Source organism: Desulfarculaceae bacterium, from assembly GCA_020444545.1.
GTDB lineage: Bacteria > Desulfobacterota > Desulfarculia > Desulfarculales > Desulfarculaceae > Desulfoferula.
Map to the genome: position 1 here is coordinate 779,345 of JAHLKT010000002.1, position 14,761 is coordinate 794,105.

Annotated in this window: 14 protein-coding genes; 12 read left to right on the top strand and 2 right to left on the bottom strand. The window is 66.3% G+C overall.

Annotated features, from left to right (window positions below; genetic code table 11):
* Positions 1–124: 124 nt before the first annotated feature.
* Complete coding sequence (locus KQH53_08120) at positions 125–490, bottom strand: hypothetical protein (GenBank protein ID MCB2226631.1); 366 nt, start codon at positions 488–490, stop codon at positions 125–127.
* A gap of 198 nt (positions 491–688) precedes the next feature.
* Here KQH53_08120 and KQH53_08125 point away from each other — a divergent pair, with 198 nt between their 5' ends.
* The 11 genes from KQH53_08125 to hflX all read left to right on the top strand — a co-directional run bounded on the left by KQH53_08125 (position 689) and on the right by hflX (position 12,561).
* On the top strand, positions 689–1,516 hold the full coding sequence (locus tag KQH53_08125; GenBank protein ID MCB2226632.1) for an AraC family transcriptional regulator: 828 nt from the start codon (positions 689–691) through the stop codon (positions 1,514–1,516).
* Positions 1,517–1,908: 392 nt separating this feature from the next.
* Positions 1,909–3,090: a pyridoxal phosphate-dependent aminotransferase gene (locus tag KQH53_08130; protein MCB2226633.1), complete on the top strand. Its 1,182-nt coding sequence runs from the start codon at positions 1,909–1,911 to the stop codon at positions 3,088–3,090.
* Between the two features lie 223 nt (positions 3,091–3,313).
* Entirely contained in the window at positions 3,314–4,582 is a 1,269-nt protein-coding gene (locus KQH53_08135; GenBank protein ID MCB2226634.1) for a MiaB/RimO family radical SAM methylthiotransferase, read from the top strand.
* 79 nt (positions 4,583–4,661) lie between these two features.
* Complete coding sequence (locus KQH53_08140) at positions 4,662–6,470, top strand: tetratricopeptide repeat protein (GenBank protein ID MCB2226635.1); 1,809 nt, start codon at positions 4,662–4,664, stop codon at positions 6,468–6,470.
* Positions 6,467–6,880 (top strand): (deoxy)nucleoside triphosphate pyrophosphohydrolase, encoded by a 414-nt coding sequence (locus KQH53_08145; GenBank protein MCB2226636.1) that lies wholly within the window; start codon positions 6,467–6,469, stop codon positions 6,878–6,880. Before KQH53_08140 ends, KQH53_08145 begins: the two co-directional genes overlap by 4 nt.
* A gap of 78 nt (positions 6,881–6,958) precedes the next feature.
* Positions 6,959–7,414: a 30S ribosomal protein S6 gene (gene rpsF, locus KQH53_08150; GenBank protein MCB2226637.1), complete on the top strand. Its 456-nt coding sequence runs from the start codon at positions 6,959–6,961 to the stop codon at positions 7,412–7,414.
* A 9-nt stretch (positions 7,415–7,423) separates the two neighbouring features.
* Positions 7,424–7,666 (top strand): 30S ribosomal protein S18, encoded by a 243-nt coding sequence (gene rpsR, locus KQH53_08155; GenBank protein MCB2226638.1) that lies wholly within the window; start codon positions 7,424–7,426, stop codon positions 7,664–7,666.
* A 22-nt stretch (positions 7,667–7,688) separates the two neighbouring features.
* Positions 7,689–8,654 (top strand): YybS family protein, encoded by a 966-nt coding sequence (locus KQH53_08160; GenBank protein ID MCB2226639.1) that lies wholly within the window; start codon positions 7,689–7,691, stop codon positions 8,652–8,654.
* A gap of 3 nt (positions 8,655–8,657) precedes the next feature.
* On the top strand, positions 8,658–9,287 hold the full coding sequence (gene rplI, locus KQH53_08165) for a 50S ribosomal protein L9 (protein MCB2226640.1): 630 nt from the start codon (positions 8,658–8,660) through the stop codon (positions 9,285–9,287).
* Between the two features lie 217 nt (positions 9,288–9,504).
* Complete coding sequence (gene dnaB / locus KQH53_08170; GenBank protein ID MCB2226641.1) at positions 9,505–10,881, top strand: replicative DNA helicase; 1,377 nt, start codon at positions 9,505–9,507, stop codon at positions 10,879–10,881.
* A gap of 6 nt (positions 10,882–10,887) precedes the next feature.
* Positions 10,888–12,561: a GTPase HflX gene (gene hflX / locus KQH53_08175; GenBank protein MCB2226642.1), complete on the top strand. Its 1,674-nt coding sequence runs from the start codon at positions 10,888–10,890 to the stop codon at positions 12,559–12,561.
* 1 nt (position 12,562) lies between these two features.
* Here hflX and KQH53_08180 read toward each other — a convergent pair whose 3' ends face one another.
* Complete coding sequence (locus KQH53_08180) at positions 12,563–13,198, bottom strand: hypothetical protein (GenBank protein ID MCB2226643.1); 636 nt, start codon at positions 13,196–13,198, stop codon at positions 12,563–12,565.
* Between the two features lie 179 nt (positions 13,199–13,377).
* Between KQH53_08180 and KQH53_08185 the strand changes: the two genes are divergently transcribed.
* Complete coding sequence (locus KQH53_08185; protein MCB2226644.1) at positions 13,378–14,760, top strand: TldD/PmbA family protein; 1,383 nt, start codon at positions 13,378–13,380, stop codon at positions 14,758–14,760.
* The last annotated feature ends 1 nt before the right edge of the window (position 14,761 follow it).

Genomic DNA, 14,761 nt, shown 5'->3' on the forward strand with positions numbered 1-14,761 from the left:
GCGGGAGCGGGGCCGCTCCCATGGGGGGCGGCCCCGTTTTTTGGGTTATGTACGTCTTTATTGTGCCGGTTAAGTTCCCCTGGGGATACGCCCTAGCCGCCTATTTTCGTGGCTGCTCGTCAGGTTAACTCTCGGCTATCTCGGATAATTTTTTTGGCGCCTCCGCGTAATCAACCATTACGCCCACCCCGAAGTGCACGAAAATTTCAGGCCACCCCTCCACCGGCAGCCAATACGAGATAATTTCTTTTCCGTCTGATTCTACCTTTTTGTACGCTGGTTGCTGAGTGCGCAACGCTTGATTGGCCAGACAACCTCTATGAGATTCAGGTGGGCCGAACTTTGCGCAATTCATTCCCGCCTCCATTCCCAAAGCTCGGCATGCCTTGTTTGCGGCGAGTACTTTCCTGCTTTTGTGCACGAGTGTGGTTGGTTCCGGAAAGCTCCCCCACATCAGATGGAAAGCCTCGATCAATTCGCGCTCGCTCATTTTTTGTCCTCCTTTGCGAGACACCCCCTCGGGTGAAATGCCGGGGCGTGTTTCGCCGTATATCAACACAGTTATTGCAGAGCCAACTAAACGCCTTGCCTATTCGGATATGGTTGCGTTTGCCATAACTATAAGATACAATGGATCATTATATTTTCTTGCCATATTGGCCACAACAAATACACTATTGGACAAATCATGCTTTGGAACGTTGCCGTCACACTTTCAGAGTCTTCAGAATGGCACTCCCACGATATTTTTGAATTCGTGTTGTGCCACGCCGGATCGGGACTCGTCGTAACGGACCAGCAGTGCATAGGGCTGGTGGGCCGGCGGAGTATCCTCTTGACCCCGCAGGTTCGGCACCGGTTTGTTTTCAGAAGAGGAGAGTCCGCTGACCTGAAAATCATATGTCTGACCCCCTTGGATATGGGGGTCCACCTTGCCCCCGCCCAAACCTCCGCCCTTCAAAGAATGAATCAGGCCGGTGTTACCTTCACGGATCACCCGGATCTCTGGGACCGTTTAAGCGAGGTGCTTGAAATGATCCCGGAAGGCCTGCACTGCGAAGATCAGGGCGAGTTACAGATGGCATGGGGAGCTTTGGCGTTATTACTCGCCGGACACCAGCAGGGCCAGTGCATCACGGAGGAAGCTCCAAAAGCTGCCCGTCACCTGAACGCAATTCAAAATGTCTGCGAGTGGATTGAGGCGCATCTTGACCAAAAGGCTGATCTTGATGAGCTCGCATCACGTTTCGGGCTGTCCCGCAGTCTGCTGACCCGCGAGTTCCGGAGGCATACTGGTACCAGCGTGGTTGATTACCTAAACACACACCGGCTTCAGAAGGTGGGGGCGCTACTTGCCGCAAGCGACAAGAGCATCGCGGAAGCGGCATTTGAATGCGGTTTCTCGAGCCTGACGAATTTTTACCGGAGATTCAAGGTTCTCTACGGCGTAACGCCCGTTGAGTTCCGGAAGTTCGTCGAAAACACTCCATCGCTAAATAGAGGAAATTTGCCTTAGTTCCAGGCCTTCCCACGATGCATATCTACAATGGCCGTATTTCCGGCGATATCTTGGCCGTGGACCATCTACACCTTGAGGGTGCAGGAGGAGCTCTGAGCACGGGCGTTGTCGCGGCAATTACCCCTGCCGTTCATGGGGCGCACCAGGCCCTTCCGGCTCAACAGGGCTCCATTTGGGGTATTGACCGCTATTGACCCACGATGATAACTTTGCTGAAGGCCCAAGGAGGGACCGAGGAATGCACCGCGAGTTTCGATTTATCCGGTATTATTATTATCCCGGGAACGGGTTCGCGGAGGCTTGTTGACGCCTTAGGCCAGTAGAAGCCATAGCAGCCGCGAACCCAAGGGTTCGCGGCTTTTTTGTTGCTCCGCGCGGGAGGAAGTTTCATGCCGGTAGCCAGTAAGATCGCTGAGTTCATCAACCGCTCCAGTTGGATTCGGGCCATGTTCGAGGCCGGGGCCAAGCTCAAGGCCGAAAAAGGGGCCGAGAACGTTTTCGACTTCTCCCTGGGCAACCCCAACATCGAGCCGCCCGAAAGGTTCTACGAGGTGATCGGGCGCCTGGCCGTCGACCGCTCGCCGGGCCGCCACGCCTACATGCCCAACGCGGGCTACCCCGGGGTGCGGGTCAAGGTGGCCGACTACCTCAGCCGCCAGCACGGTCCCTCCTTCAGCGAGAACGAAATCATCATGACCGTGGGCGCGGCGGGTGCCCTGAACATCACCCTCAAGGCCATCGTGGACCCCGGGGCCGAGGTGGTGGTGCCCACTCCCTACTTCGTGGAGTACGATTTCTACCTGGACAACCACGGCGGCACGGTGAAGCGGGTGCCCACCACCGACAGCTTCGACTTGGACGTGGAGGCCATCGCCGACGCCATCAGCGATAAGACCTGCGCGGTGCTGATCAACAACCCCAACAACCCCACCGGCGCGGTCTACTCCAAGGCCACCATCGACGCCTTGGCCGCCATGCTCAGCGCCAAGAGCCAGGAGTTGGGCAAGGCCATCTACCTGATCAGCGACGAGCCCTACAGCCAGATCGTATACGACGGCCTGGAGGTGCCCAGCATCTTCGCGGCCTATCCCCACAGCATCGTGGTTACCAGCTTCAGCAAGAACCTGTCCCTGCCCGGCGAGCGCATCGGCTTCGCGGCGGTGCACCCGGAGATCGCGGACAAGGGCCTGCTGCTCGGCGGCATGACCCTGGCCAACCGCATCCTGGGTTACGTGAACGCCCCGGGCATCATGCAGATGGCCGTGGCCGAGCTGCTGGAGGACGCCGCCGAGGTGGCCCAGTACGCCAAGAAGCGTGAGCTGATCCTGGACGTGCTGGACCAGGCGGGCTTTGACTACGTGCGGCCGGGCGGGGCCTTTTACGTGTTCCCCAAGAGCCCGGACCCGGACGACGTGGCCTTCTGCAAGGTGGCCCAAGAGGAGAACATTCTCTTGGTGCCGGGCTCGGGCTTCATGGGGCCGGGCTACTTCCGCATCGCCTACTGCTGCGACGACGCTACCATCACCAACTCGCTGGAGGCCTTCAAGCGGGTGCGGGCGCGTTTCGCCTAGGTTTTAGGGTATGTTTAGAGGCCGGGCGCAACGAGCGCCCGGCCTCTTTCATTTGTGCGGTACGGAAGAAGTGCATTTTGAAGCCAAACACGGCACAGCCAGGCGACGGCAGACAAGGCGACCGGCAAGCGACAGCCGAGGGCGTAGTGAACCTACGTCGAGGCTGGAGCGTGGCCGGCAACACCGTATGCCGGCGTCTGGCGAAGCCGCAGGTTGGTAAGCCATGAACAGGTTCGTCATAACCAGCCTGGGCTGCAAGGTCAACCAAGCCGAAGCCGCCTCTCTGGCCTCCGGCCTGGAGGCCCAGGGCTGGCAGCGGGCCGAGGGCGAGCAGGCGGCTGACCTGGTAGTCCTCATGACCTGCTCGGTGACCGGCACCGCCGCCCGCCAGTCCCGCCAGATGGCCCGGCGGCTGATCCGCTCGCACCCCGGCGCGCGGGTGACAGCCACTGGCTGCGACGTGCAGGCCGACCCGGCTTCTTACGACGAGGCGGGCTGCCTGGTGCTGGGCCGCTCCCGCCTGGCCGAGCTGGTGCACGACGCCGAAACCCAAGGCGACACTACCCCTGCCCCGCCCGATGCGGGCACTTTCTGCCCGGGGGTGCAGCTCCCCGGCCCGAAGCGCACCCGGGGGCTCTTGAAAGTGCAGGACGGCTGTGACGCGCGCTGCGCCTATTGCATCGTGCCCGACACCAGGGGCCGACCCCGCAGCTTGCCCCTGGAGCAAGCAGCCGAGGCCATGGCCCAGCTGGGCGCGGCCGGGGCTCCGGAGGTGGTGCTCACCGGCATCCACTTGGGCCGCTGGGGCCAAGACCTCACCCCCCGCCGCGAGCTGACCGAGCTGCTGGAGGCCCTGCTGGCCGCCCACCCCGGCCCGCGCCTGCGCCTGTCTTCCCTGGAGTCCGAAGAGCTCACCGACGGCGTGCTGGCCTTGGCCGGGCGCGAGGAGCGCATCTGCCCCCACTTCCATCTGCCCTTGCAGACCGGCAGCGCCAAGCTTTTAAAGGCCATGGGCCGCCCTTACGGCCCGGAGCAGTACGCCGAGCGGGTGCACGCCGCGCGCGCGGCCATGCCCGGCGCTTGTCTGGGCGCTGACGTGCTGGTGGGCCTGCCCGGCGAGGACGATGCCGAATTCACGGCCACCCGCGAGCTTATCGCCGCCCTGCCTATCAGCTATCTGCACGTGTTCCCCTACTCCCCCCGCCCCGGCACTCCGGCCGCATCCATGCCGGATCACCCCGCGCCCGAGGCGGTCAAGGAGCGGGCCTCGATCCTGCGCGACCTGGGCGCGGCCAAGCGCCTGGCCTATTACCAGGCCCAGGTGGGCCGCACCCTAAATGTGGTCATGGAGGGCTCGGGCCTGGGCCGGGCGGGCAATTACTGTTTGGCTCGCCTCGACCCGGCTCCCCCGGCGGGCACGGTGCTGCGTACCGTGATCACCGCCTGCGCGGAAGAAGGCGGCCAGCCGGTGCTTTTGGCAAGCCCCGCCTAAACAACGCCTTTTGACTTGGCCTTCCGGCTCTTGTACAGTTTGTCTCAATGCTTTTAGTCAGCTTGGGAGGCGGGTTAGCATGAGTCCCCTCGCCAGGGTTCTCATAGGGCTGCTCTTGGCCGTGGGCCTTTTGGCCGCCGCCGCGGGGCTGTCCCTCGCCCAAGACGGTCCCGCCAAGCCCGCCGCTGACAATGGCCCCCGTTTAGAGTGGGTGGAGGTGTCCATCGGCGGGCTGCCCCTCAAGGTGCGCGCCGGCGGGGTGGCCACCCTGCATCCCGACGCGCCCTTCCGGGTCCTAGGGGCCAAGAGCGACTCTTGGTTGGACCTGGGCCTTTCCTACCGCCTGGCCTCCTTCCCCGAGCTAGACCTGAACCACTACCACACCGCGGCCAAGCTCCTGGGCCCGCGCATCTACGAAACCCCGGCCCTCAAGCTGGAGGTGCTCAAGAGCGGCGAGCCCATCGGCGCGGTGACCCTTTTGGTGCGCCTGCTGCCCATCGACTGGCTGCGCCGGGCCAAGGCGGCCGAGAGCCTGGACGACAAGATCACCTACACCGAGCGCGCCCTGGAGCTGACCCCGGATGATCCCCTGCTCATCGAGCGCCTGGCCGACCTCTACAGCGAGGCGGCGCGCTATCCCCAGGCGGCCGAGCTTTTGGCCGGCCACGCCAAGAGCGAGAAGGACCCCCGCTGGCTGGAGCGCCTGGCTTTGCTCTATGAGCGCATGGGACAAAACGAGCAGGCCGCCGCCGCCCTGAGCAAGCTGGCCGCCGTGCGGCCGGGCGACACCGCGCTCCTGGAGCGCCTGGCCTCGCTTTACGAAGACCTGGCCCGCTGGGAAGAGGCGGCCGTGTTGCTGGAGCGCCTGGCCGAGGCCCAGAAAGGGACCGACCGTGCGGCCAGCCTGGCCCGGCTCTCCATAGCGCAGCAAAAGGCGGGGCAGGCCGAGCTGGCCCTCGGCAACCTGGAAAAGGCGGTGCGCGCGGACCCCGGCCAGCCGGACTATTGGCAGGAGCTGGCCCGGCTGCGCGGCGAGGCGGGCGACAAGGAAGGCGAGCGCCAGGCCTTGGCCCGCGCTTCCACCCTCTCTCCCAAGGACCGCGAACTGCACCTGGCCCTTAGCCAGGCCTACCTAAGCGCCGGTGACAAGCGCGGAGCCATCAAGGAGACGGAGCTGGTGTCACAGCTCTCTCCCGAGGACCCGGCCCCGCTCATGGCCCTGATCAAGCTCTACCAGGAAATGGGCTGGCGCAAGTCCCTGGCCCGCACCTACGAGCGCCTGAACAAGCTAAAGCCCACTGATCCGGACTTGAGCTTCAACCTGGCGGTGCTGGCCTTTGAAGAAGGCAAGTTCGCCCGCTGTTTGGAACTGCTGGAGCCGGTGAGCTCAGCCCGGCCGGGCGACCCCGAGGTGCTGGAGCTTAAACTGCGCTCTCTGCTGGGCCTAAAGCGCTGGGACCAGGCCGTGGCCCTGGCCCCGGAACTCTTGGCCAAAAAACCCCACGACCTGAACCTGTGGCTTGCCGTGCTGGGCGCCATGAGCGATCCCGCGCCCGAGCAGACCGGCGAGCTCCTGGACAAGGTGATGGAGCTCAACCCCAAGAGCGCCGAGCTGTGGCAGTTCAAGGCCGCCCTGGCCCTGGAGCGCGAGGAGCCGGGCCCGGCCATCGAAGCCCTGGCCCAGGCGGTGGAGCTGGCCCCCAAGGACCTGAAGCTCAAGTTCCAGCTGGCCGGGCTGCTGGAATCCCAGAGCCGCGACGCCGAGGCGCTCAAACTCTACGAGGCCATCCTGGACGCGGACCCCGCCTATCCCCAGGCCGAGGAGCGCTACCTGAGCCTGCGCACCCGCCAACTCGGCCACAAGAACCAGGCCCCGGCCAAGCCATGAGCCAGGCCCCGCTGGAGGTTACCTGCGCGGTGGTCCTGCGCGGGGGCCGGGTGCTTTTGGCCCAGCGCCGCGAAAACGGCCTGTGGGAGCTGCCCGGCGGCAAGGCCGAGCCCGGCGAGAGCCTGCCCGCCTGCCTGGCCCGGGAGCTGGTCGAGGAGCTGGGCGTGGCCGCCTCGGTGGGCCCCTTGCTGGCCAGCCAGGAGGGTCTGACCCCGGATGGCCGGCCCCTCATGCTGCACGCCTTCGCCTGCCGCCTGAACGGCGGCGAGCCCCAGGCCCTGGAGCACCGCGCCCTGGCATGGAACGCACCGGAGGCGGCCCTTGGGCTCGCCCTGTGCCCCACGGACCGCGTTTTACTCCAGAGGCTCAAAACCACCGGAGCCCTTGACAATTCCGGGGTGCGGTGGTAGCTGTTTAGCTTCTTTATCTACTCCTTTCTCCGGCAGCTAAGGCCGTTGCCGGGGACGTTCAGACCGAGAGGAGGCCTTATGCGACATTATGAGACGATCTTTATTGTCCATCCGGAGCTGTCCGAGGAGGACACCGCCGCGGCGGTGGACAAGTTCCGCGGCATTCTGGAGGACGGAGGCGGCTTCCTGGTCAAGGAAGACCACTGGGGACGCCGCCGCCTGGCCTATACGGTCAAGAAGCAGAACAAGGGCTATTTCGTGCTGTTCGAGTACGGGGCCGATGCCCCGGCGGTCGCCGAGATGGAGCGTAACTTCAAGATCGACGAGCAGGTGATCCGCTACCTCACCGTCAAGCTTTACGACTCCTTCGACGAAGAGGCCATGGCCAAGGCCAAGGCCGAAGCCGAAGCGGCCAAGGCGGAAGCCGAAGCGGCCAAGGCCGCCAAGGCAGCCTCCGGCGAGACCGAAGAGGACAAGGACCAGGACGATCAGCCCCGTGCCGATCAACGCGACGACGAAGACGACGAGAGCTAGGAGGACGGCATGATTACGCTCAAGAGAAGGAGATACGGACGCCGCAAGGTTTGCCGCTTCTGCGCCGACTCCAGCTTGCAGATCGACTACAAGGAGCCCCGCACCCTGCGCTACTACACCACCGAACGGGGCAAGATCATCCCCCGGCGCATCAGCGGTTGCTGCGCCAAGCACCAGCGCGAGCTGACCCTGGCCATCAAGCGGGCCCGCCACATCGCGTTGCTGCCTTTCTCGGCCCAGGGATCCAACTAGGTCCTTTGTGCTGGCGGTGCTCATGAACCGAGCCCGCCCCGTGGATTGGCTGCCGCCCCTGGCGGCGGCGGCCGGCGCGGTGGCCCTGTTCGCCGTGCCCTGGTTCCTGCCCCTGGCCGGGTCGGTGATCACCTTCGCCTCGCCCCTGCCCCTGCTTCTGGCCTATCGGCTCAAGGGGGCCTGGGCGGGCCGCAGGGCGCTGTTGATGGCCGCGCTGATCACCTTCCTGCTCTTGCAGGTGGCCGCGCCGCCGGGAGGCGGCTACTACCTGCTCTACTTCTTGGCCATGGCCGCCGGGCTGGGCGAGTTGCCCAACCTGGGTCTCACCGAGAAGTGGGGGATCGGCGGGGGAGCCGCCGGCGGAATGCTGGCGGTGTTGGCCCTGCTGGCCGTGGCCTCGATGATCAGCGGCATGGGGCCTTGGGAGATGTGGCGCGCCCAGTGGCGCCTGGAGATGTCCTCGGTGCTCCAGATATACCGGGGCATGGACTTGTCACCCGAGGTCCTCGGGCAGATCGAGAGCGGCTTGCGCCTGGCCGAGCGCATCGTGCTTCACCTGGCGCCGGGCATCCTGGCCACGGTGTCGCTTATGGTGGCCTGGCTCAACATGCTGGGCGCCCGCCGTCTGGCCTCCCGCTGGGGGGGCCTGGGCCCGGTCGAAGACCTGACCCTGTTCCGCGCCCCCGAGCCCCTGGTGTGGGTGTTCATCGCGGGCGGGGGACTGATGGCCCTGGGTTCCGGCTGGCTCTTTTGGGCCGGGGCCAACTTGGTCTTGCTGATGGGCTCGCTGTACTTTCTGCAGGGCATGGCCGTGGTCGACTACTGGCTGCGGGCCAAAAACGCTCCGGTCCTGCTCCGATGGGCCCTGTACCTGCTGGTGGTCCTGGAGTTTTACCTGGCCGCGTTGCTGGCGGCGGTGGGCCTGTTCGATATATGGTTAAATCTAAGGCGGCGGGGCAACAGCCAGTCGTCTGAGTCGGAGGAATAGACAATGAAAGTTATCCTCACCCAGGAAGTCCTGGGCCTGGGCGACCCCGGCGAGGTGGTGCAGGTGAAAAACGGCTACGGCCGCAATTACCTCATCCCCCAGGGTCTGGCCTTGATGGCCACCAACAAGAACATCAAGGCCCTGGATGCCGAGCGTCAGCGCATCGAGGCCGCCGCCGCCCGCCTGGCCGAGAAGGTCAAGGGCGATGCCGACAAGCTGGCCGGCATCAAGGTGGAGATCCTCGCCCGTTCCGGCGAGGGCGGCAAGCTCTACGGCTCGGTGACCAACATGCAGATCGCCGCGGCTCTGGCCGATCTGGGCCATGAGATCGACCGCCGCCGCATCATCATGGAGGAAGGGCCCATCAAGGCCCTGGGCACCTACACCCTGCCGGTGAAGCTGCATCCCCAGGTGGTAGTGGACATCGAGGTGGCGGTGCTGCCCGAGAGCGGCGACGAGCCCGCCGAGGCCGCGCCCGCCCAGGCCGAGCCTGTGGAGGCCGAGGCTGTGGAGGCCGAGGCCGCCGAGGAGCCCGAGGCTGCCGAGGACAAGGTGCAGTCCGCGGTGGAGGAGACCCTGGAAGCGGCCGAGAAGGTCCTGGCCAAGGCGGCCGAGAACTTCAACCGCGACTAGCGGCGCTCTCCGGCCGGTCGCCAGACCGGCGCCAAAATAGCTGCAAGGCGGCGCGGGGCTTGGCTGGAACCACCAGCCACGGCCCCGGCCGCCTGTTTTTTTGCCCGGAGGCCGCGCCGCGCATTTTTTGAGACCCGCCCCTTCCCCTCGGAGCGGCACCGCTATAGAATGTGATTCTGTTAGCCTGAATTGACTTCCAACGAACCCAGGAGCCAGCGTGAGCGAATCCGGCGCTCCCAGCCGCCGCGTACCCCCCCAGGACATCGCCGCCGAGCGCGGGGTGCTGGGCGGCGTATTGGTGCACGGCAGCGATATATTGGCCGGAATCGCCTCCACCCTCAAGCCCGACGATTTCTACGACCGCCGCCACGGCCAGATCTACGCGGCCATGCTGGCCCTGTACGACAAGAACCAGCCGGTGGACGAGATCACCGTCACCTCGCGCCTGTCCGACGAGGCCCGCCTGGACGCGGTGGGCGGCGCGGCCTATCTGGCCGAGCTGGGCGACATCCTCCTGGGCCCGGCTCACGTGGATCACTACGCCTCCCTGGTCAAGGACAAGGCCCTTCTCAGGGGCTTCATCGCCGCGGCCCACAAGGCGGTCGAGGAAGCTCATGCCCACCAGGCCGAGCCCGAGATCGCCCTGGAAGGGGCGGAGCGGGCTATCTTCGCGGCCACCCAGGAGCGCCTGAGCCAGCAGGTGAGCCACATCGGCGACGTGGTGATCTCCTCCATGAAGGTGATCGAGGAGCGCTTCGCCTCCCAGGGCCAGGTCTCGGGGGTTCCCACCGGCTTCAAGAAGCTGGACCAGCTCACCACCGGCCTGCAAAACGGCGACCTGATCATCATCGCGGGGCGGCCCTCCATGGGCAAGACCGCCTTTGCCCTGAACATCGCCTCCAACGCAGCCTTGGACCACGGGGTGGTGGTGGCCATCTTCAGCCTGGAGATGAGCAAGGAGCAGCTGGGCATGCGCCTGCTGGCCTCCGAGGCCCGGGTGTCCGGCTCCAAGATCCGCTCCGGCTTCCTTACCCACAACCAGGACTTCCCGGCGCTGACCCAGGCGGCGGACAAGCTGCACGGCGCGCCCATCTACATCGACGACACCCCGGCCCTTTCGGTATTGGACCTCCGGGCCAAGGCGCGGCGGCTCAAGCTGGAGCACGGCTTGGGGCTGATCCTGGTGGACTACCTCCAGCTCATGCGCGGCCGGGCGGGCAGCGACAGCCGGGAGCAGGAGATCAGCAGCATCTCGCGCTCCTTGAAGGCCCTGGCCAAGGAGCTTTCGGTGCCGGTGGTGGCGCTCAGCCAGCTCAACCGCAAGGTGGAGGAGCGGCCCGGCGGCGACAAGCGCCCCATGCTCAGCGACCTCAGGGAATCCGGGGCCATCGAGCAGGACGCGGACGTCATCGCCTTCATCTACCGCAAGAAGGTCTACAAGAAGCGCGACGACCCGGAAGAGGAAGACGACCACGTGGCCGAAATCATCATCGGCAAGCAGCGCAACGGCCCCACCGACACGGTGCGCCTGGCGTTCTTGGACGACCTCACCCGGTTCGAGAACCTCACCTTCGACCCCTCCCTGGAGGAGTAGCCTGCTTTGCCCAAAGTCCTGGGCCACACCAGCGGCCTCAAGCCCAATCAACTAAAGCGGCTGAACAACCTCTTCCGGCGCCGCCTGCCCCCGGCCGAGCTCATATTGCCCGAGCAGGCCCGCGACCTGGCCCGGCTCAGCGCCGAGCTGGCCCGGCCCGTCGGCCTGGCCCTGGACCGCAAGGGCGCGGTGGCCTCGGTGGTGGTGGGTTCGCCCGAGCAGGGCATCGCCTCGCCCGACCCGGCCCGTCTGCGCCGGGGGCGCGGCCGTCTGGCCGGCCACGTCTGGCTGCACACCAGCCTGGGCGGGGGCCTCAGCTCCGCCGACCTGGGCGACCTGGGCCTTAAGCGCTGGGACCTGGTGGCCGCCCTGGAGGTGCGCGAGGAAGGCCTGCCCGGGCTTATCCACGCGGCGCACCTGTTGCCCGTGCCCGAGGAAGGCGAGGACGAGCACCTCATCGAGCCCTTCCTCCCCGGCCAGCCGCCCGAAGACCTGGCCCGCCTGGTGCGCGCCCTGGAGCAGGAGCTGGGGCGCACCGCCGGGGCCCAAGAAGTGGGGCGCTCGGGCGCGGCCTTGCTCATCAGCGTGACCAGCGGGCCCGAGGAAGAAGCCGCCGAGCGCCTGGACGAGTTGTCCGAACTGGCCCGCTCGGCCGGGCTCAGCGTGGTGGGCCGTGTGGTGCAGCGGCGGCGCAAGCCCGACCCGCGCACCCTCATCGGCCCGGGCAAGCTGAGCCAGGTGCTACTCAAGGCCCTGCGCCTGGGCGCGGACGTGCTGGTGCTGGACCAGGATCTGACCCCTGGCCAGGCCCGCTCCCTGGCCGCCTCCACCAGCGCGGAGCTGAAGTTCATCGACCGCACCCAGCTCATCCTGGACATCTTCGCCCAGCGGGCCGCCACCCGCGAGGGCAAGCTCCAGGTGGAGATGGCCCAGCTCAAGTACCTCATGCCCCGTTTGGGCGCGCGCGACGACGGCCTGAGCCGCCTAACCGGCGGCATCGGGGGGCGCGGCCCGGGCGAGACGCGCCTGGAGATCGACCGCCGTAGGGTACGCCAGCGGCTGGACCGCCTGGAGCGCGATTTGAAGCAGATCGCCAAGCAGCGGGGCCGCCGCCGCGCGGCCCGCGCCCGGGGCGGCCTTCCGGTGCTGTCCATTGTGGGCTACACCAACGCGGGCAAGTCCACCCTGCTCAACGCGCTCACCGGCTCCAAGGTGAAGACCCAGAACCGGCTCTTCGCCACCCTGGACCCCACCACCCGCCGCCTGCGCTTTCCCCGGGAGCGCGAGGTCATCATCACCGACACGGTGGGCTTCATCCGCGATTTGCCCCAGGAGTTGCAACGGGCCTTTGCCGCCACCCTGGAAGAGCTGGAGCAGGCCGACCTGCTGGTGCACGTGGCCGACGCGGCCAACCCCAGGGTGGAGGAGCAGATCGCCTCGGTGGAGGCGATTTTGGATCAGATGGAGTTCAGCGACGCGCCCCGCTTGCTGGCGCTCAACAAGGCGGACAAGGCCTCGCCCGAGGCTCTGGCCCGGCTGAGCAACCGCTACGGCGGGGTGGCGGTGAGCGCGCTCAGGCCCAAAAGCCTGACGCCGCTCCTGGAGCGCATGGAAGAGATGGTGGCCGGCGCGGGAGGCTGGAGCCCCCCGGATTACGGCGCGGAGTACGGCGAGGATTGAGCTACTTCTGGTTCTGCATCCGCTTCAAGTCCGGCGGGTAGATGTAGCGCGGGTCCAGCTCGTGGCTTACGGGCAGATCCCAGAACAGCCAGCCGTTGAGCTTGCCCCGCGAGCCGTAGGCGGGCGAATACTTCTGGGCCAGCTCGCCCTGCTTCTCGGGCATCAGGGGCTGCCCCAAGAATCCGTTGGACAAGTTATAGACCTGGGTGTAGCCCGCCTTGACCAGGGCCTCGGCGGCCTGGGCCCCCTGCTCCCCACTGCTGGAGAGGATCAAGAGCTTGTCGCCTTTTTTGAACAACGAGCCCATGACCCCCAGGAAGTCGGGGTTGGCCTTGGCGCTCAGCTGATACCCGGTGCGGGCCGCCTTGCCCCCGTTGTAGGAGCCGCCCGCCACCTGGAAGTCGTTGGTGCCCAAGCGCCAGGGCACGTTGTAGGCGTGGGGTGGATGACCTACCAGGGCGTATTCCATGCGGGTGCGCACGTCCACCAAAAAGGTGTCCTTGGGTTCGGCGGCCAGCATCTGGGCCGCCTCCAAGACGGTGATGGTGATGGGCTCGGCCGCGGGCTTGGCCCAGGCCGGCAGGGCGGCCAGGAGCAGCGAGAGCCCCATGGCCAAAATGAGCGCTTTGCGGATCATGCCAGTCATCTCCAGCGGTTGCCTACCCGTTGCCTGATACTATGCATACGGACCTTTCCTGTCAATGCCGCCCCCCCTGCCTCCGGCCAGGCCGCGTTGACCCGTTCAAGAGGCCGTGCTATTCTTTTCGAAGCGTTATTAGCCAATCTTTGTCAGCCCTATCAATAGGATAGCCGCCCATGTCCCTAGAGGTGAACGCCCTGCCCATCCTGGAAGCCGCCCTTAAGCACGGTGGCCAGATGTCCGAGCTGTTTTTGGAGCGCTCCACCGGCCTGATGATCGTCATGGACGACGGCAAGGTGGAAAAGGTGCTGGGCGGGGTGGACCAGGGCGCGGGCCTGCGCCTGATCTACGACCTGAAGACCGCCTACGCCTACGGCAACCAGCTCAGCCAAGAGGCGCTCATGCCCCTGGCGGGCAACCTGGCCCTGCTCTCCAAGGGCCAGGCCGTGGCTCCCTCGGCCTTGCAGAGCCTGCAACCAGGCCTGACCACCCAGGTGGCCTCGCCCCCCCGCGACAAGGCCACCGAGCAAAAGGTGGAGCTGGTCAAGGCGGGCGAGGCCGCGGCCCGGGCGGTGGATTCGCGCATCAGCCAGGTGCGGGTCACCTACATGGACCGGGGCCAGCAGGTGCGCATCCTCAACTCCCTGGGCGTGGAGGCGGCCGAGGAACGCACCCAGATCATCCTGGCGGTGCACTGCGTGGCCCGCGAGAACGGCCGCTCCCAGACCGGCTACGAGACCATGGGCGGCATCCGGGGCATGGAGATCTTCGACCTGGAGGACCCGCTGAAGGTGGCCCGCGAGGCGGCCCGGCGGGCGATCTTGATGTTGGAGGCCGACCCCGCGCCCGGCGGGGCCATGCCCGTGGTGCTCTCGGCCGAGGCGGGCGGCACCATGATCCACGAGGCGGTGGGCCACGGCCTGGAGGGCGACCTTGTCTTCGAGAACATGAGCGTGTACGCGGACAAGATCGGCGACAAGGTAGCCAGCGAGCTGGTCACGGTGATCGACGACGGCACGGTACCCGGACGCCGGGGCTCGGGCGGCTTCGACGACGAAGGCACCCCCTGCCAGAAGAACGTGGTCATCGACCAGGGCGTGCTCAAGGGCTATCTGCAAGACCGTCTCTCCGCCTGGAAGCTGGAGGCCCAACCCACGGGCAACGGCCGCCGCGAGTCCTACCGCCACCGGCCGATACCCCGCATGACCAACACCATGATCGCGCCTGGCTCCGACGACCCGGAGAGCATCATCCGCTCGGTGGGCGACGGCCTTCTGGTGCGCAAGATGGGCGGCGGTCAGGTGAACACCATCAACGGCGACTTCGTGTTCGAGGTGAGCGAGGGCTATTTGATCCGCGACGGCAAGGTGGGCGCGCCGGTGCGCGGAGCCACCCTCACTGGCAACGGCCCGGAGGTGCTCCAGCAGATCGACCGGGTGGGCAGCGACCTGGGCTGGAGCCTGGGCACCTGCGGCAAGGACGGCCAGGGCTCGCCGGTGGGCGATGCCCAGCCCACCCTGCGCATCCCCCGCCTGGTGGTGGGCGGCCATCAAGGTTAGG

What these genes read in the sequence shown, in the direction of transcription:
- KQH53_08120 (MCB2226631.1), bottom strand. Translation starts at nt 490, where the DNA reads ATGAGCGAGCGCGAATTGATCGAGGCTTTCCATCTGATGTGGGGGAGC.
- KQH53_08125 (MCB2226632.1), top strand. Translation starts at nt 689, where the DNA reads ATGCTTTGGAACGTTGCCGTCACACTTTCAGAGTCTTCAGAATGGCAC.
- KQH53_08130 (MCB2226633.1), top strand. Translation starts at nt 1,909, where the DNA reads ATGCCGGTAGCCAGTAAGATCGCTGAGTTCATCAACCGCTCCAGTTGG.
- KQH53_08135 (MCB2226634.1), top strand. Translation starts at nt 3,314, where the DNA reads ATGAACAGGTTCGTCATAACCAGCCTGGGCTGCAAGGTCAACCAAGCC.
- KQH53_08140 (MCB2226635.1), top strand. Translation starts at nt 4,662, where the DNA reads ATGAGTCCCCTCGCCAGGGTTCTCATAGGGCTGCTCTTGGCCGTGGGC.
- KQH53_08145 (MCB2226636.1), top strand. Translation starts at nt 6,467, where the DNA reads ATGAGCCAGGCCCCGCTGGAGGTTACCTGCGCGGTGGTCCTGCGCGGG.
- rpsF (MCB2226637.1), top strand. Translation starts at nt 6,959, where the DNA reads ATGCGACATTATGAGACGATCTTTATTGTCCATCCGGAGCTGTCCGAG.
- rpsR (MCB2226638.1), top strand. Translation starts at nt 7,424, where the DNA reads ATGATTACGCTCAAGAGAAGGAGATACGGACGCCGCAAGGTTTGCCGC.
- KQH53_08160 (MCB2226639.1), top strand. Translation starts at nt 7,689, where the DNA reads ATGAACCGAGCCCGCCCCGTGGATTGGCTGCCGCCCCTGGCGGCGGCG.
- rplI (MCB2226640.1), top strand. Translation starts at nt 8,658, where the DNA reads ATGAAAGTTATCCTCACCCAGGAAGTCCTGGGCCTGGGCGACCCCGGC.
- KQH53_08180 (MCB2226643.1), bottom strand. Translation starts at nt 13,198, where the DNA reads ATGATCCGCAAAGCGCTCATTTTGGCCATGGGGCTCTCGCTGCTCCTG.
- KQH53_08185 (MCB2226644.1), top strand. Translation starts at nt 13,378, where the DNA reads ATGTCCCTAGAGGTGAACGCCCTGCCCATCCTGGAAGCCGCCCTTAAG.